The organism is Nocardia sp. NPDC059180, from assembly GCF_042754945.1.
GTDB lineage: Bacteria > Actinomycetota > Actinomycetes > Mycobacteriales > Mycobacteriaceae > Nocardia.
This window is the reverse complement of sequence record NZ_JBHZBU010000006.1, coordinates 326,233-343,446: the sequence shown is the minus strand read 5'-3', so window position 1 is coordinate 343,446 and position 17,214 is coordinate 326,233. Positions and strand designations below refer to the sequence as shown.

At 68.5% G+C, this 17,214-nt stretch carries 13 protein-coding genes; 5 read left to right on the top strand and 8 right to left on the bottom strand.

What is annotated here, in order from left to right; translation table 11 throughout:
- Positions 1 to 106: 106 nt before the first annotated feature.
- From ACFXNW_RS20850 to ACFXNW_RS20830, 5 genes are all read left to right on the top strand, one after another.
- Entirely contained in the window at positions 107 to 1,222 is a 1,116-nt protein-coding gene (locus tag ACFXNW_RS20850; RefSeq protein ID WP_379419368.1) for an ABC transporter substrate-binding protein, read from the top strand.
- Positions 1,203 to 2,267 (top strand): FecCD family ABC transporter permease, encoded by a 1,065-nt coding sequence (locus ACFXNW_RS20845; protein ID WP_379419367.1) that lies wholly within the window; start codon positions 1,203 to 1,205, stop codon positions 2,265 to 2,267. Before ACFXNW_RS20850 ends, ACFXNW_RS20845 begins: the two co-directional genes overlap by 20 nt.
- Complete coding sequence (locus ACFXNW_RS20840) at positions 2,264 to 3,055, top strand: ABC transporter ATP-binding protein (RefSeq protein ID WP_379419366.1); 792 nt, start codon at positions 2,264 to 2,266, stop codon at positions 3,053 to 3,055. The genes ACFXNW_RS20845 and ACFXNW_RS20840 overlap by 4 nt, the downstream gene beginning before the upstream one ends.
- 15 nt (positions 3,056 to 3,070) lie before the next feature.
- Positions 3,071 to 4,882, top strand: coding sequence for a TIM barrel protein (locus tag ACFXNW_RS20835; RefSeq protein ID WP_379419365.1), 1,812 nt, complete (start codon positions 3,071 to 3,073; stop codon positions 4,880 to 4,882).
- Positions 4,883 to 4,988: 106 nt separating this feature from the next.
- Complete coding sequence (locus tag ACFXNW_RS20830) at positions 4,989 to 6,086, top strand: methyltransferase (protein ID WP_379419364.1); 1,098 nt, start codon at positions 4,989 to 4,991, stop codon at positions 6,084 to 6,086.
- 21 nt (positions 6,087 to 6,107) lie between these two features.
- On the opposite strand, the gene ACFXNW_RS20825 is transcribed toward ACFXNW_RS20830, so the two are convergent.
- From ACFXNW_RS20825 to ACFXNW_RS20790, 8 genes are read right to left on the bottom strand one after another with little or no spacing between them, the layout of a single operon-like run.
- Entirely contained in the window at positions 6,108 to 7,067 is a 960-nt protein-coding gene (locus ACFXNW_RS20825; RefSeq protein WP_379419363.1) for a hypothetical protein, read from the bottom strand.
- 23 nt (positions 7,068 to 7,090) lie between these two features.
- Positions 7,091 to 7,711: a nitroreductase family protein gene (locus ACFXNW_RS20820; RefSeq protein ID WP_379419362.1), complete on the bottom strand. Its 621-nt coding sequence runs from the start codon at positions 7,709 to 7,711 to the stop codon at positions 7,091 to 7,093.
- The gene (locus ACFXNW_RS20815; RefSeq protein ID WP_379419361.1) at positions 7,708 to 8,709 is read right to left on the bottom strand and encodes a ScbA/BarX family gamma-butyrolactone biosynthesis protein; all 1,002 of its coding nucleotides are present in this window, start codon (positions 8,707 to 8,709) and stop codon (positions 7,708 to 7,710) included. The genes ACFXNW_RS20820 and ACFXNW_RS20815 overlap by 4 nt, the downstream gene beginning before the upstream one ends.
- Positions 8,706 to 9,626: a nucleoside-diphosphate kinase gene (locus tag ACFXNW_RS20810; protein WP_379419360.1), complete on the bottom strand. Its 921-nt coding sequence runs from the start codon at positions 9,624 to 9,626 to the stop codon at positions 8,706 to 8,708. The genes ACFXNW_RS20815 and ACFXNW_RS20810 overlap by 4 nt, the downstream gene beginning before the upstream one ends.
- The gene (locus ACFXNW_RS20805; protein ID WP_379419359.1) at positions 9,623 to 10,714 is read right to left on the bottom strand and encodes an SDR family oxidoreductase; all 1,092 of its coding nucleotides are present in this window, start codon (positions 10,712 to 10,714) and stop codon (positions 9,623 to 9,625) included. The genes ACFXNW_RS20810 and ACFXNW_RS20805 overlap by 4 nt, the downstream gene beginning before the upstream one ends.
- Positions 10,711 to 10,971: an acyl carrier protein gene (locus tag ACFXNW_RS20800; protein ID WP_379419358.1), complete on the bottom strand. Its 261-nt coding sequence runs from the start codon at positions 10,969 to 10,971 to the stop codon at positions 10,711 to 10,713. Before ACFXNW_RS20800 ends, ACFXNW_RS20805 begins: the two co-directional genes overlap by 4 nt.
- Positions 10,968 to 14,477, bottom strand: a complete 3,510-nt coding sequence (locus ACFXNW_RS20795; protein WP_379419357.1) for an AMP-binding protein — start codon at positions 14,475 to 14,477, stop codon at positions 10,968 to 10,970. The genes ACFXNW_RS20800 and ACFXNW_RS20795 overlap by 4 nt, the downstream gene beginning before the upstream one ends.
- Positions 14,470 to 17,208 carry a phosphoenolpyruvate synthase gene (locus ACFXNW_RS20790; RefSeq protein ID WP_379419356.1) on the bottom strand — a complete coding sequence of 913 codons (2,739 nt, stop codon included), beginning with the start codon at positions 17,206 to 17,208 and terminating at the stop codon, positions 14,470 to 14,472. Before ACFXNW_RS20790 ends, ACFXNW_RS20795 begins: the two co-directional genes overlap by 8 nt.
- Between the last annotated feature and the right edge of the window lie 6 nt (positions 17,209 to 17,214).

Sequence of the window (17,214 nt, the reverse complement as noted above, 5' to 3'; positions counted from 1 at the left end):
CACCACCGGCGGCCGGTCGGCGACTCGTGCACCACGCGGCAATACCGCGCCACGCACCCCGCGAATGCTGTTCTCGTGTCCCACCTTCGACGCGAGAGGAACGACATTGCCGGATACGAGGGTCACCCGCGTCGAGATCACCCGCCGTAGTTTGCTGACCGGGCTGCTCGCCGCCGCCACCCTGCCCGCGATCGCCGCGTGCGCTCACGCCGGTTCCGCGAATACCGGTGCCGGACCGACAGTGACCGACTTGACCGGCCGCACTGTCGTCCTGCCGGGCCCGGTGCGCCGGGTCGTCACGATCCCCATGCCCGCCGCCTCGATGATGATCGCGGTGGCCGGACGTCCGGATGTGCTTGCGGGCATGAACGCCGCCTCGGCGACCGCCATCCGTGACGGTTTCCTCGGCGAGGTGCATCCGCAGCTGCTGTCGGTCCGCACCGATGTGGCCGGCGCCGAGTTCGCGCCGAATGTGGAGAGCATCCTCGCCGCCGAGCCGGATGTGGTGGTGCAGTGGGGCGATCGCGGTGCGGGCATTCTCGACCCGCTGCGCAATGCGGGCTTGACGGTGGTGTCGCTCACCTATGGCACGCAAGAGGATCTGGAGGGCGCCGTCGCGCTGTACGGCGAACTGCTCGGCGCCACCGACCGCTCCGCTCGGATCGTCGACGGCATGCGTCAGCGGCGCGACCGGCTGACCGAGCGCCGTCCGGTGGGTGCGCCGCCGTCGGTGCTGTACCTGTTCGGCGATGCGGACGGGCTGCACGTGGCAGGCGCCGGGTCCTACAACCATTTCGTCACCGAACTGGTCGGCGCGCGGAATCCGGCCGCCGCGATCGCACAGCAGCGCGCCGTCGTCGGAATAGAGCAACTGCTGGCTTGGGACCCCGACATCATCCTGGTCGGCAATTTCGGTCCGACGCTGCCGGAGGACCTCTACGGCAACGCCGCGCTGGCGAGCTTGCGCGCGGTGCGGGAGCGTCGCGTCTACAAGGTTCCGCTCGGCGGCTACCGGTGGGACCCGCCCAGCCAGGAGTCACCGCTGATGTGGGAATGGCTCGCCGGGCTCGTGCACGGCACGGGTGCGCCTGGTCTGCGTTCGGAGGTCGTGCGCGACTATGGGTTCCTGTACGGCGCTGAACCCAGCGATGCGCAATTGGACACGATCTTGCAGGTCCGCGCCAATGCCGAATCGCGGGGCTATGCAGATTTCGGCCGCTGAGCGGGCGCCGCGGCAAGCGGGCAGCGACCCGCGGAAACGACGTCGCGCCGCCACGATCTGCCTGCCCTTGGCCGTCGTCGCCATCGGGATCGCCGCACTCGGAGTCGGCCGGTACTCGATCGGAGTCGTCGATGTCACCCGGATCCTGCTCGGCCAGGTGCTGCCGTTGGATCCGAGCTGGTCGCAAGCTCAGGAAGCGGCGGTGCTGCGGGTGCGCCTGCCGCGAGTGCTGCTGTCGATGCTGATCGGTGCGGGATTGGCGGTGTGCGGGGTGGTGTTGCAGGCGGTGTTCGGCAACCCGATCGTGAGCTCGCAGATCATCGGTGTCTCCTCGGGTGCGTCGTTCGGCGGCGCGCTCGCGATCGTGCTCGGGCTCGGTTCGGCGGCACTGGTACTGGGCGCGTTCGGTTTCGGCCTGGTGGCTCTGGTCGCGGTGTTCCTGACCAGCCGCACGCGCGGGCCCGCACCACCGTTGACGATCGTGCTGTCCGGAATCGTGGTCGGCGCGTTCTTCTCCGCGCTGGTCTCCCTGCTGACCTATCTCGCCGACCCCTACGGTGAACTGCAGTCGATCGTGTTCTGGCTGCTGGGCAGCCTCGCGACCGCGACCTACGGCAAGGTGGCGATCGCCGCGGTGCCGGTACTGCTCGGTGGGGCCTTGATCTGTGCGTTGCGCTGGCGGATCAATCTGCTGTCCCTCGGCGATGACGACGCGGCCACGCTCGGTGTGCGTCCTGCCCGGTTGCGCTGGACGCTGCTGGTGGCGGTGGCCGCCATCGTGGCGGGCGCGGTCGCGGTCAGTGGGGTCATCGGCTGGGTGGGGCTGGTGGTACCGCATCTGGCGCGGCTGTGGGTCGGCCCCGACCATCGGTTGCTGATCCCGGTGAGTATCGGTCTCGGGGCCGCCTACCTCACGGTGATCGACACCGTCACCCGCAACCTCGGGGCCGCCGAGATACCGCTCGGGGTGCTCACGGCCCTCGTCGGCGCGCCCGTGTTCCTCGTCCTGTTGCAGCGCAACCGCAAACGGATGTGGTCGGAGTGACCGAGTCGTCCGGCCTGGTGCTCGACGGGCTCGGGTTCTCCCACGAGCGCAGCGCGGGGTGGCTGTTCCGCGACGTCGACTGTCGCTGCCGCCCCGGCGAGGTGCTCGCGGTGCTCGGTCCGAACGGCCGGGGAAAATCGACGCTGCTGCGCTGCGTCACCGGCCTGACCGCACCGACCGAGGGCCGCGTGCGCGCGGACGGCCCGATCGGGTTCGTCCCGCAAAGCCATCGGTCGACGTTCGCGTACTCGGTGTTCGACATGGTGCTGATGGGCCGGGCGCGGCATTTGCGTGCGCTGGCCGTGCCCGGTCGCCGCGATCAGCAGATCGCGCTGGCGGCGCTGGATCGCGTCGGCCTCGGCGAGCTCGCCGACCGCGACTATCCAAGCCTCAGTGGCGGAGAACGCCAACTCGTGCTGATCGCGCGCATGATCGCCGCCCAGAGCGCGATCTGTGTGCTCGACGAGCCCGCGTCCGCACTCGATCTGCGCAACCAGGGCCGGATCCTGCGATTGCTGCGCGAGCTCGCCGATGAGGGCCGCGCGGTGGTGCTGACCACCCACCACCCCGATCATGCGATGGAGATCGCCGATACCGCGATGCTGATGTTCGGCGGCACGGACGTCCGGATCGGCCCGGTGACCGAACTGCTGACCGACGACACGGTCGGCGCGCTGTACGGCGTGCGTGCGCATTCGCTGATGCTCGACACCGGCCCCGAGCTGCCACCACGCCGGGTGATCGTCACCCGTGACGACCGGCCACCCGGCATGGCCGAGAACCACTGAGAGAGGGCACGATCTGTGACAGCTGACCTCGAGCTCGCGTGCACCGTCCGGCCGTGGGCACAGTTCGCGTTACCGCGTGCGCTGGCCGGAATCCGGGCAGCCGGGTACACGGCGGTGGCACTGCCGGTGCACGGTGTCACCGAGGTGATCACCCCGGTCACCTCGCCGACGGCGGCGGCCGAGATCGGCGCGGTGATCGCCGATCACGGGTTGCGGCTGGTGATGCTCGCCCACGCCGCCGATCTCGACCGCGGCGATACCCATGCGTTCGAGACGCTGTGCCGACAGCTCGATCATTGCATGCGCCTCGGTGTATCGACGCTGATCGATATGGGCTGCGCGGAACCAGCGCACAACGACCGCTATCTGCGATTGATGGCCGCCGCGGCGCCGTATGCCGAGGCACACGGAGTGACCATCGCCGTCAAACCGCACGGCGGACTCACCCGCACCGCCGCCGATACGCTGTCGGTGGTCGAGCGCGTCGGCCATCCGGCGTTCCGGATCTGCTGGGACCCGGGCAATCTCGTGCACTACGGCGGTGAACCACCGGCGCGGGGGCTCGGTGAGGTGGTGCCCTACATCCACGCTGTCGGGATCCGCGACCATCCGGCACTCGCACGCTACCGGGCCGTCAGCGGCGCCATGCCGCCCGCGATCACTCCGGGTGACGGCATTGTCGACTTCGCCGAGTTGTACCGCGCGCTGGCCGCGCATGGTTTCAGCGGTCCGAGCGCCGTCGAGAGCGTGACGAAGCTTGGCACTGCGGGCGAACTCGAGTCCGAGGCATCGCGGGCCCGTCTCAATGTCCTGGACGCGATGGCGGGTCACCCACCGAGCCTTCCGCGGCGCGAACCCATGGTGCGCGGACAGCGTTCCTGCTCGGTGATCGCACGCGCGGCGGATGAGGACCCGATCGGGACTGCTCGCCCGTTCGACCGATTCCTCATGCTCGAGCTGCCCTTGCCCTGGCCGCCGGGCATGGGCACACCGGTCTGGGAGACCGATCGGGTGGCTGCGCCGCTGCGCGCCGCGTTGCGTACCGCGACCCAGCGCACCCAGGAATGTGGGCTCACCATGAAAACGTTTGCCGCGGCGCCCGACCCGGAGTACTCCGTGCCCGGGCTGATGCGCGTCATCAGATTCGACCGGCGCCCCGGCGCGGCGGCCCCGTTCGAACGCATCGAACACCATGTTCCCCAGGACCTGGCACCCGAGTTGATCACCGCGCTGTTCGACGACGATCGCGACCAGCTCACCGGCTTCGCCCGCTACCGTATCCACGGCGAGCACCGCGATCTCGTCGTCTGCACCCACGCCTCCGTCGACGGGTGCTGCGGCACCCGCGGCTATCCGTTCTACGAGCGATTGCGCCGTTTCGGGGGCAGCTCCGACGCGGTCCGGGTGTGGCGGGTCAGCAGTTTCGGCGGCCATCGGTTCGCGCCGACCCTTGTCGACTTCCCGGACGGCCGATACTGGGGAAATCTCGGTCCTGAGCTGATTCCACAGCTGGTCGATCGGACCGGCCATCCCGCCGATCTGATGGGCTCGTATCGCGGGTGGTCGGCGTTGCGCGACCCGCGGGAGCAGGTCATCGAACGAGAGCTCTTCCGCGGCTACGGCTGGGACTGGATCACCCATCAGCTGAGCCTCGAATCCGACACCGATATGCGCTACCTCGCCACCGTGCACGACGGGCGTTCCGGCAGCACCGACCGGCACGTCGTCGAGGTGCGGGACCTGGGCACCCATCCCGTCCTGGTCGGGTGCGATCGCACCGCCGGGGAGCGGCCCCACTACACCGCCGCCCTCGTCACCGACCCGTAGTAGCCCCCACGAACAGCGGACTGCGCTCGAGGTTCGGCATTTCCGCATGTCGGGACCATCGCGACCGTAATGTCTTCGGCAAGCCGACGCCGACGAATGGAGTCTCATGACCTCCGATCGAGCGAAAATGCCACCGCGGGCGCTGGTGCGGGTGGCCGAACGGGCACGCAATGTGATGGCTGCGGCGCACCGGCGGATGGTGCCGGGGCATGTGGCACTGCTGGAGATGCTGGCGGCAGGCTGGCTGACCCAGGCCATTCATGCCGCCGCGGACCTCGGAGTGGCCGACGCGCTGGCCGACGGACCACGCGACGGCGCCGACCTGGCGAAGGCGGTCGGGGCCGATGAGGATGCGCTGCACCGGCTGCTCCGGCTGCTGATCAGTCACGGCATCTTCACCCGGCGCCGCGACGGCCGGTACGCGCTCACGCCGATGGCGCGGGCATTGCGGGCCGACTCCGAGGTCTCACTGCGCGACGCCGCGCTGTTCTTCGGGACGAAGATCCACCGGGACAACTGGACGCAGCTGGTGGACGTGGTGCGCACCGGTGACGCGGTGGGCAGCACCGTCGACGGAGTTCCGCTGTTCGACTATCTGCGCACCGACCGCGAACTCGGTGCCCTCTTCGACCGCGCGATGACCAGTATCGACGATCTCGGCAGGCTCCCGCTGCTATCGGCCTACGACTTCGGCCGCTACCGCACCCTCGTCGATGTGGGTGGTGGGCAGGGCGCATTGCTGACCGAGATACTGCGGCGGGCGCCGCAGGCGCGCGGCATTCTGTTCGATCTTCCCGAGGTGGTGGCCGAGGCCCGGCCCCGGCTGGCCGAACTCGGAGTGGCCGACCGGTGTGCCGTGGTGGCGGGTTCGTTCTTCGACACCGTTCCAGAAGGCGGCGACGCCTACCTGCTCAAGCACGTCATCCACGATTGGCCCATCGATCAGGCCACGCGGATTCTGCGCACCGTGCGCGCTGCCATGTCGCCGCAGGCGCGGCTGTTGCTCATCGAGTTGGTACTGCCGGACGACACGCGCCCGCATCCGAGCAAATACATCGACCTGGAGATGCTGGTCAACACCGGTGGCCGCGAACGCACCGAGGCCGAATACCGTGCGCTGCTGGCCGAATGCGGTCTCACCCTCGCCTCGGTTACCCCGACCCTGTCCCCGGAGAACGTGCTCGAAGCCGTCCCGGTGAGCTGAGCACCGGCCGATCGAGCGCGCTCAGCCCGGCACGGCCGCCTGCGCGATGAGGGCCAGATAGAGCGTGAGGATGAACAGCACGGCCGGTATCACCGGATAGTCCCCGTCCTGCGAACGCAGGAAACGCCCACCGCCGAGAAAGGGAACCACCAGCAGCACCAGCGGAATCCAGCCGATCACCGCGCGGGCGCCCTCGTGTTCCCAGGGCCGGACCAGCAACAGATCGGCGGCGACAGCGACCACCGCGCAGCCGAGTGCCGCGGCCACCGATCCGACTGTGCCGAGGGCGTTGGAGTAGTACATCTCTCCCGGCCGCGGTGTCCGTGAGGTCTTGCGCGCGAATTCGAACTGTAAGAACGCACCGGCGAAGATCACCGCGGCAGCCGCTGCCTGCCATCCGGATTCGACCTCGCCGGTGTCGATCGCCGACACCACGACATAGGCCGTGACCAGCAACTGCACCGGATAGGTCACCAGCAGATTCAGCAGAATACTGGTGCGGATCGGTTCCGAGAGCCGTTCCAGGCCCCACAGCCCGAGCCCGTACGCGAGCACCGCGGCGATGGCGACAGCCGAACCTACCGACAGCAGCAGGCTCGCCGCGATCGCACCGATCGCGATGACGGCCATCGCGGCGCGCAGATCCAGCGCGGTGACCGCACCCGTCACCAGTGGTCGATCCGGGTTGTGCACCCTGTCGTAGTCGAGATCCTTCTGCTCGTCGACCATCCGCAGATACAGCAGCACGAACGCGACCACCACGATCCGCAGCGCCGTCGCCCAGGTGGGGTGCCAGCTCGAATCCGGTTGGGTGACCAGCGCGGCCGTGCCTTCGAGCGCCAGCACCCACAGCACGCCGTAGAGCAAGTAATGCGGTTTGTACATCACGGCGGTGAAGCGCGCGATACGGATCACGGTGCCGAGCGGTCCCGTCGGCGAGGGCACGACAGCCGGGCCGGGAGGTTCTGCCCGGTCACGCACGCTCCCGCCCTCAGCCGCCTGGCTCACTCCGCACCCCAGCGGTCCCACATGGTCACCTCGGCCGCAGGTGCCCGCCGACCGGGGCTCGTGCCTCCGGGCAGCAGATGCGCGACCGGCAGCATCGCCACCTGGGTCACCTCCTCGAACGGAATGCCGAGCAGCTCGGCGATCTCACGTTCGTAGGCCAGATGCGCGGTGGTCATGCATGAACCGAGACCCCGATCATGCAGCGCCAGCTGGAAATTCCAGACCGCCGGATAGATGGACCCGTAGAAGCTGGCCAACAGCAACGACGACGCCTCGGCCGGTGGACGGCCGAGCGAGCACACCACCACCAGCGCGGGCACCTCGTGCAGGTGCGCGGCCAGGTGTTGTCCGGAAGCCAGGTCACCGAGCTGATCCGGGCGTGGGGTGCGCGCGGACAGGTAGGCGGCGAACCCCTTGCGGTAGTACTCGGCGATCTGCTGTTTGGTCGCGGCGTCCTGGACGACGAGGAACCGCCATGGCTGCCGGTTCGTCCCGCTCGGCGCATGCACCGCGATATCGAGGCACTCCAGCAGATCTCGACGGTCGACCGGCCGGGTCAGATCCAGTCTGCGCCGGAAAGCGCGTGTGGTGGTGAGCAGTTCGGCGACACCCTTCACAGGCCGGCCCCATCGATCGACGCGTCCGGTTCGCCCAGGACGACATCGTCGGCGAATTCGGCGTCCACGCGAGCCGCGACGGCGCCGGCCTGGTGGATCTCGCTGCGCACTACCGTCCGGTCGCCGGTGCGAGCGATGATCTCGGCCCGGCATTCGGCGGGGCTGTCGAGTTCGACGAAACGGTCGAAGGTGCTCGATACCCCCATGAGCCGAGGCGCCTGCGTGAGCACCATGGCCAGCGCGGTCTGTCTGCACGCCTCGATCAGCAGGCTGCCGGGCACGTGGTCGAGCGGGTGATCGAACAGGATCGGGTGGCCGATATCTGGCACCAACGTCGCGGAGGCGGTGTCGCCGTCGCGCCGGATCGGACCGACCACCACATTGCGCCAGCTCTCCCGGCCCACCGCGGCTGCTTCGGCCCGCTCGGTCAGCGCGGACGCACCGACGAACGGACCGAGACCGAGGCTGTCGCGGAACGCGCTGCGCATCCGGTCCCAACGCCCGCCGGTGGTCCAGGAGAACGAACCGTCGACCGTCATCATCGGCACGCCACCACAGGAGATGTCGAGCACCATATCGACGCCGTGCATATCGGTCCCGTCGTGATGTTTGCGCGGAACCCGCACGGCCATCACCAGATCCGCGGGCGCGAAGCCGACATCCCAGGCCTCGGTATCGGCGCCGGCGCCGTTGAAAGTGCGCACCAGGAATGCCCGGTCGGTGGGAACGCCGTAGAACTCGTGGGTCAACGCGATCGCCGCCTGGCGCGCGGCCTCCATCACCACCAGCGGATCGTGGCGCAGGGCGAGGGTGCCCGCATGGTCGCCGTAATAGGAGTGCATGCGCGGCAGCTGCGCACCGGCGACGAACTGGTCCTCGCCGACAGTGTCGAGCGAGGTGACGAACACCTCGGAGACCGCGCAGCGGTGCGCCAGCTCCCGGGAGATGGTGCGAATATGCGATGCGGTGTTGTCGGCGTTCACTGTCTCGACGCTCACGGCCGGCCCTCCAACCAGTCGGATGCGGACACCGGGCGCAACGTTTGTGGTTGCGTCCCCACCCGCATGGGCAGTACATAGGACCCGAGCACGATCACCGACCACGGATCGAGCGCAACGCCCTGATCCCATGCTGTGGCCAGCAACCGTGCACAGTCGGTGTCGGATTCTGGATCGAATCCGCTGGGGATCGCGACGCTCGCGCGCTCCAGTTCGGCGGCCAGCAGGCGTGCGGCCTCGACCCGGCCGAAATCGCGGGCCGGGGTGCTCGCATAGAGTTCGACGGCCAGCGCGGCGGCGTCGGCGGATCGGTCCGCGCCGCCGGCCGCGCGTGCGAGCACCTCGGCGCGGCGAGTCTCGTCGAACAGAATCGACAGTTCACGCAGCACGTCGGCGGGGTCGTCGGGCGAGTGCACCAGGTTCAGCAGGTAGCTGTGCCGTCCGAGCAGGTGCCGCAGTTGGCCCGGCTGACGTTTGCGCGGGTCGGTCGGGCCCTTGGCGTCGGTCAGCCGGACCGGGACGGGCAGCTCGGCGTCCTCGGCGGCGACCACGAGCACCAGCACATCGCAGATGCCGACCAGCAGATCGGCCAGCCGCCTCCGCTCGGTCGAGGCGATGTTCCAGGAGTAGTACCAGAGCGCACGCGCCAGCAGCCGGTCGGCGGGCACGCGGTCGGCGTCGACGACCCGGAAGCCGTTGCCGGACAGCCACGCCAGGGTCGGCTCCACCGAACGCGCGACGATGGCATCGGGTTTGAGCAACAGCAGGGAGTGCTCTCTGGCGAACTTCGCCGCGTCCACTCCGGCACGGTCGAGCTGATCGACACTTTCCTGCACATAGGTATCGCCCAGGTACGCCTGTACCTTCTCCGGCTGGGTGGTCAATGAGCTCAGCAGCTCGCGTAGTTGTTCGCTCATCGGGCCGCCCCGCCGAAACCTTTGCCTGCCAGCACATCCTCGATCGAGGGCAGCGGCACACCGAGATAGCCGGATTCCAGGCAGTAGTCGAGCAGGGTGCGCAGGTATTCCTTGCCGGTGGCCGGTGACCGACGACCGAGCAGGACATCGGCGTGCTCGGTGTCGAAGACCAGCCTGCGCCGGAAGTAACTGGTGTAGAGCGAGCCGATACGCCGGTAGTACTCGCGTTCGATCGGCGCGAGATCGGATTCGGCGAAGCTCGTCTCCGGCACGAAGGTCGCCACCTCGAACGACGGGTATTCGGCCAGCACATCGGAGACCTCGCGCAATGACAAGGTGTCGCGGCCGAGCGCGTGCAAGGTGCGTCCGGACGCCGAATCGAAATCGAGTACTGCTGCCGCGACCACGTCGGCCACATGGTCGACCGGTGCCAGCGACAGCGTCGCGTCGTAGCGGCCCGGTAGCGACCGCAGTTTGCCCTCCACCATCAGTTTCACCACGGTGTAGAGGTTTTTGTACTCGCGGATGACTCCGGTATCGCTCGCTCCGGTGACGATGCCCGGTCGCACGATCGCCCACTGCAGACCGCGCTCGCCGGCCGCGTGCACGAGTTGTTCGGCGCGGAACTTGCTGTCCTCGTAGCCGTTGCCGAATCCGTGCCCGGTCTCGAGTTCGTCTTCGGAGATCGTGCCGCCCCGCATCCCGCACACATACGCGGTGCTCACGTGCACCAGCGGCACCTGCCAGCGCAGCGCGAGTTCGATCGCGTTGGCCGTACCCGCGATATTGAGCTGCTCGTAGTCGGTGTCGGTCGCGTCGAAGGCGGTGGTCGCCGCGCAGTGCACGATGACGCCGACCCGCTCGGCCAGGTCGTCGGCGTCGCGGTCGGCGAGCCCGAATCCGGCGGTGCGGATATCGCCGGTAACCTGTGTTCCCGGTTCGAGCGGGGTGCCGTCGTTGCGGATGATCTCGCCGTTGCGGTGCAGCACCGCGGCGATGGGCCGGCCGGCCGCGGCGAGCCTGGCCACCACTTCGGCGCCGACCAGACCGGTCGCGCCGGTGACCAGGGCGGTATCACGGTCGCTCATGATCGGCTGTCCAGACTGTCGCTGATCAGGGTGATGACCTCACCGACGCGGCGGACACCGGCCAGTTCTTCGGGCCGATACCGTGGCAGGTCGAAGGCGCGCTCGAGCACGACGGTCAGTTCCATCAACCGCAGCGAATCGAAACCCATGTCCTCCATGAGCCGCTGGTCGTCGGCCATGGCGGCGTCCTGGTCCGGCGCCATGGCGCGGATGAGGGCGCGCACCCGGTCGGCGACGGCGGTGTCGGTGGCGGTCATGACTGCTCGCTTTCGCGTAGGTGGGGTTGCTGACCGCCGGTGGTCAGCAGGTCACGGGCCTCGTCCAGCGGCAGATCGGTGTCGAGGTAGCCGGCGATGCGCAACCAGTCGTATCCGATCGCAAGGGTGCGCCGCCATTGTTCCCGCGAATCGAAGGAGGCCGGGAAGTCGGCGCCGCCGGCCACCGCGCGCACCAGGACCACGAAATCGTCGATCGCGGCGAAGCCCGCCATCATGTCCGCACCGGCGGCGATGGTGGCCGAGAACCGCACCGCCTGCGCCGTTTCCAGCGCGTCCAGCAGCTCACCTCGGCGTCCCGCGTGTGGTGGCAGCAACCGCCGCACCGTGTCGATGGGCGCCACATCGGCGGGCAACGGATGGATACCGAACGCCGACAACAGCACCCGCACCGCCATGGCGATCATCCGGTGCGCGGCGATATCGGCGACCCCGCCCTGCGCGTTCTTCACCGCGCCCGCGAGGTCTTCGCGGGCGTTCTCCAGCACGATGTTCGACCACACCAGATTCAACGCGCATTCGGTGAACCGCGGCGCGGGCAGCGACGACAAGGTCGCTACCGGATCGATGCTCACCGCACCGGTCACCCCCAGCGCAGGCGCCGCCCACGACGGCACGGGCGTATAGGGCCGCAACGGTTTACACATCGCCAGCGCGGGTTCGATGGGTGCCTCACCGCGCCACTGCAATCCGACCACACCGAGGCGAAGGAACTCCGCGAGTTCGGTGCGGATATCGGTGCTCGCACGGCCGAGGACCGCGGCGAGGGAATGCCGGAACACCACCGACCGCCAGGCGCGGCCGCCGCGCTCGGACAGCACGAAAACGTCCTGATCGCCGCGGATGACGTGGATGCGGTCACCGATCTTCCACGTGGTGACCCCGGGGACGCGCGCGAACACGATCTGGTCCGCGTCGTCGGTGACACCGGTGACACCGAGGTCGGCGGCCAGTTCTAGGACCTGATCCCACCACAGACGCTGCTCGAGTGCGCGTTCGGTCGCCGCACCGAGAATGCCCTGCGGCCGCGCCGATTCGGCATCCGTAGTGCCGGCCTGTTCACCGGTCGCGCAGGCGATCGCCGAGCGGCCGGCGGGAGTGAGCAGATCGTTGAAACGGGTAATTCGGTCCTCGTTGCCGATCCGGGTCAATTGCTGTGGCAGCCATTTGGTTTCGAGATACGTCTCGTTGACGCCCGCGGCCCAGGCCTTCATCGCCTGGCGCAGACCGTCCTCGGCCCAGTCGCAAGCTTCGGCGTCGGCGCCGAGGGTGCGCAAGGCCACCGCATAGCGCAGTGCCTGGCGGGCACGCGCGGCCCACCAGTCGGCCAGGTGTGTGGCGAAGGTGGCGTGTGGCAGCAGCGCGCGCAGTTCGGCGATATCGAGAGTGCCGGGCCGCACGATGGTGGCGCGCAGGAACCGCTGGCACCGGTTGAGCAGGTCTTCGTCCAGGGTGGTGACGTCCGCGGCCGCGACCACGGTCTCCAGTTGCTGCCGCAGCTGGGCGTACGAGCGCGTGCGGACCTCGACCCGGCGGCCGTCGATGAACAGCACCGTCGGCAGTGTCGGCATCGGTTCGGACCCCGGTGCGACGACCAGGAAATCCACGTCGGAGCCTTCGTTACCGAAACCCTCGGCCAACGAGCCCTCGAACAGCACCGCCGAATCGGCCGGTACGGATACCTGCGCCAAGGCGGCGTCGAGAAGTTCGCGGGTGCGATCGGCGGGCAACGTCGGCGTGGGCGTCTCGGCATCGACCGGGGTGGCGGCGTCACCGCTCGAAACCACCGACGCCGTGCCGTCGGCCTCGTGCACGACCGCGCCCTCGAGGGCACCATCGGCGAACAGCTGCCACATATGACGGCGCCGTGGTTTACCGCTGGAGGTGCGCCGGATCAAACCGCGCGGACCGGTGACGACGGTGACCGTCTGCGCCGGACCGAGTTCGCCGCGAATGATTTTGCGGGCCTCGGTGATCCACTCACCCACCTTGGATTCGGCGAACAGCGCGATCCCTTGCGAGCCCGCCTCGGTGATCGCCACCGCGGCCAGTTTGCCCTTGGTGATCCCGGTTTCCTGCGCGACCCGCGATTCGATGTCCTCCATGAACACCGAGCGACCGCGCACCTTCAGGCTCGATCCCATCCGGCCGAGCACGAATACCTCGCCGCGGTGCAAGAATCCGGCGTCACCGGTGTAGAGCACGCCGTCCTCGATGCGGGTGGACGATCCCGGGCTCGGCGGGCCGGAGTAGCCGAGCGCGACCGAATCACCGACCACCGCCATCTCGCCGAGGGTGCCGTCAGGCAGGTCATTGCCCTCCTCGTCGACCACGCGCACGGTCGATTCGGGCGTCGAATAGCCGAGGCCGGTAATCCAGCCCGCCCCATCCACTCGGTGGGTGTCGTCGAGCGGTTCTTCGGCGAGCACCGAGACCAGCATCCCGAACCGCAGGGCCGCGTTGTCCACCCGCAGTGCCGTCACCGGACGCCACCGCGTCGAGGACGTCACCATCAGCGTCGACTCCGCCAGCCCATAGGCCAGGGTGTAGGCGTTCATCGAAAAGCCGCGAGGACCGGTGAGTTCGGCGAAGGACTGCAGATCGGCCACCTCTACCGGCTCGGAGCCGACGGCGAGGGTCCGCCAGCCCGACAAATCCAGGTCGGCGATGTCCTCCGGCCGCACCCGATGGGCTACATAGCCGAGCGCGAACGACGGTGAGGGCGAATGCTGGGCGCGGGTCATCGCCCGCAACCACCGGACCGGATCACGAACGAACTGATCGGGCCGCATCAGATACAGCTCGCCCTGGTTGGTGACTGTGGTCAGGAACGCCCCGACCAGGCCCATATCGTGGTACAGCGGCAGCCACGACACCATCGCCTCGCCCGGCTGCCAGTCGATCAGCCGGGAGATCATGGCGATGTTGTTGGCCAGGCTGCGCCAGCTCACCCGCACCCCGCGCGGGGTGCCCGTGGAACCGGAAGTGAACTGCAGCAGCGCGCAGGGGTCGGGCGCGCCGAACACCCGTTCGGCAGGCGCGGGCGGCAACGTCTTCGGGTCGATGACGACAGGCTCGTCGGTGCGGCCCGCTTCCACCGCGGCGCGGCGCGCGAGCTGTTCGAACTCCACCGAGGTCACCACGACCCGCGGCTGTGCCTGCGCCAGGATCGAGGCCACATGGCTGATGTACTGGTCGATATCACCGAACATCGGCGGTGCGACCGGTGTGAACACCCCGCCGCATGCCCACACCGCGTAGAACGCGGCGGTACACGGGAATCCGGTCGGCATGACGACGCAGGCGCCGTCGCCGCTGCCCATGCCGTGCTCGCGCATCAGCTCCGCGATGGACCAGGTGAGGTCGGCCAGTTCGGCGTAGCTGCGGTAGTCCCAGCCGTCGGCCTCATCGGCGAAATGAATACCGGTGTCGGCATCCGGGTCGATGAGCCACTGGCGAACCGTCGCAACGTATTCGGCCTCACTCATCGCCGGATTCTCCTCCGGACAGCACCGTTACCGTCCCGTTGGTTCCGTCCACCCGTATGTGCATGCCCGTCCGTATCCGCTTGGTGATGTCTTTGACTTGAACAACCGTCGGCACGCCGAGTTCCCGTGCCACGATCGCGACGTGGGTGAGCGGGCTGCCCCGTTCGATCACCAGCGCCGACGCGGACGGCAGCGCCGCCACCCAGCCGGGGTCGGTGCGGTAGGCGATCAGGATGCCACCGGCAACGTCACGGGGCTCGTCCACCACAACCGCTGCGCCCTCGACTACACCGGAGGCCGACGGCGTGCCTGCCAGGACGGTACCCGCCGTCGCGGGCGGAGTGTCGGTCACCGGAACCCAGCCCTGGGAAGTCAGCTCCTGTCGGCTGAAAGTGGATCCGATCGTGGTGAACCGCGCCGGAGCCACGAGTTCGGCATCCTTGGCGCGCAGCACCTTTCGCGCGGTGACCAGATCGCGCAGGCCGGCCGTATCGGCGCCCTCGTAGCTTCCGCGCAGCTCCTCGACCGTCAGGTAGAACACATCGGAGAACTCGTCGATGACTCCGCGCGCGGCGAGGTCGCGACCCATCACCCGGATCATCCGCTTCACCATGCCGAACGCCCTGGTCCGGCAGAAACGCAACCGCTCGCGGTGTGCCGCGCACCGAGATACCTTGGCGCGCAGCTTTTCATAGATCCGCCTGCGGAACCCGTTGAGATGAGCGTCGAGGTAGTCGTCGGCCTCGGCACCCCGATCGGGCTGCTGCCCCGCCTGCCCCACCCGGCCGAGGGCGCTGCGCAGCATCACGAACAGGCTCGCCGGGTCCTCACGCAGATCGGGAGTTTCCAGTTTCAGTTCGTCCAGGCTGCGGTAGCCGTAGCGGTCGATGTAGGCGTCGACCTCGGCGCGGAATCCGGCGTAGGCGTCGGAGGTGTGCAGCTTCTGGTAGATCTGTTGCGGCTCGGTCGAATTGATGAGCGTCGTCAGTTCCTGGTCGGCATGTACGGTCTCGGCCATCGCCGTCAGCGCCCGTGCCGGTTCCGCCGATTCGACGTCGGCGCCCGGTCCGACTACCGCGTACAGGAACCATTCCGGCGCCTTCGGCAGGAACAGCTTGGTGAGCAGGAACATCGCGCCCGTGCAGGTGAGCAGGATCGCGTCGAGCACCATGAGCGGCCCCCAGCGCTGAACAAGGTCGCGATCCACCCGGCGGTAGGCGGCGTAGGCCTGCTCACCGGTCAGCGTGGTGTAGTCGATGGCCTCGTATTCGTCGTAGACGCGGTAGAACTCGGTGAAGAATTGCTCGACCATCTCGTCGATGCCGAACAGTCTGCGCAGATAGGTGACGGTGGTGACCGTTCGAGACCGGACCCGTGCGGCGCCGGTGCGGAATGAATACGGCCGCAGCGTTTTCGCGATCTCGTCCGCGAGCGGCTCGTCCACACCGAGCGCGGCCTCGAGGACCTTGCGATTGAGCGGGTAGCCGGGCGCGATACCGACCATCCGATACCAGTGCAACAAGTTGTAGTACACGCGGCCGTGAAAATAGCCGAGCAGCACCGGCGTCCACTCGTCGGTCTGACGCAACTGTTCGGCAGGCACCTTCAGCGATTCGGCGTAGCCGCGATACACCCGGCCGTAGATGTCTGCGGCGGTGGTGTAGGTCAGCGGTGAGGTGATGCCGCTGAAGCTTTCGATGATGTTCGAGTTGTCCCAGATCCGTGCCTCGCCGTCCGCAACATCCTCGCCGGCGCCACGGATCAGCGCAGCCTCGACCACCGCCCGGTCCTCCGCCACAGCGGCCAATGCGGTGGTGATGGGACGGGCCTGCAGGAACCAGATGCCGTCGTCGTCGATAGCCCATTCGATGTCCTGCGGTGCGCCGAGCGCGGCCTCGAGTTTGCGGCCGAGCTCGGCGAGGGTAGCGATCTCCGCTTCGGTCAGGGCCAGGCGCGCGCGGCGCTGCGGGTCGACCTCGCTGGTCGTGGAGCCCTGGACGTCGTCGGGCAGGAACGCCCGGTCCTTGTCGCCGACGACGGTATCCAGCACCGCGCCCGAGCGGTCCACGACCACCGAATCGGCGTCAACGGCACCCGACACCAAACCCTCGCCCAAGCCGTATACGGCGCTGATCACCAGCTCGTCGGCCGAACCGCTCGCCGGGTTGGCCGTGAACATCACCCCGCTGATCCGCGCAGGGACCAGCCGCTGCAACACCACGGCCACGGCCGCGACCGGTGGCTGATCGTGCGCGAACGCGTACTGGATCGACCGCTGCGAAAACGCCGAGGCCCAGCAGGCCCGCACCTGTCTCGCCACCGCGTCCTCGCCGTTGACGTTGAGGAACGAATCGAACTGACCGGCATAGGAATGCGCTGGGCCGTCCTCGGCCGCGACCGAAGATCGCACCGCGATCGCCGCGCCGCCGAGACTGCGATAACCGTCGGCGATCAGCTCGGCGACGTCGGCGGGCAGGGCCGCGGATTCGATCGCCGCCCGCAACGACGCGCCTGCGGCCGATGCCGCCTCGGGCGTGTCGGCGGCGGTGAACTCCGCGATCTGCTCCTTCAGACCCGCACCGGCGACGAACGCGTCGAAGACATCGGTGCCGAGCACCGTCCACTCCGGCACCGCGAAACCGCTGTTGTGCAGGGTGTGCAATCCGCGGGCCTTACCGCCTGCCAAGGCCGTGACGGCCCCCGAGTCGGTCCACGGTCCGAGCAGCTGCACGCTTCC

What these genes read in the sequence shown, in the direction of transcription:
- ACFXNW_RS20830 (WP_379419364.1), top strand. Translation starts at nt 4,989, where the DNA reads ATGACCTCCGATCGAGCGAAAATGCCACCGCGGGCGCTGGTGCGGGTG.
- ACFXNW_RS20795 (WP_379419357.1), bottom strand. Translation starts at nt 14,477, where the DNA reads ATGAGTGAGGCCGAATACGTTGCGACGGTTCGCCAGTGGCTCATCGAC.
- ACFXNW_RS20805 (WP_379419359.1), bottom strand. Translation starts at nt 10,714, where the DNA reads ATGAGCGACCGTGATACCGCCCTGGTCACCGGCGCGACCGGTCTGGTC.
- ACFXNW_RS20845 (WP_379419367.1), top strand. Translation starts at nt 1,203, where the DNA reads ATGCAGATTTCGGCCGCTGAGCGGGCGCCGCGGCAAGCGGGCAGCGAC.
- ACFXNW_RS20810 (WP_379419360.1), bottom strand. Translation starts at nt 9,626, where the DNA reads ATGAGCGAACAACTACGCGAGCTGCTGAGCTCATTGACCACCCAGCCG.
- ACFXNW_RS20800 (WP_379419358.1), bottom strand. Translation starts at nt 10,971, where the DNA reads ATGACCGCCACCGACACCGCCGTCGCCGACCGGGTGCGCGCCCTCATC.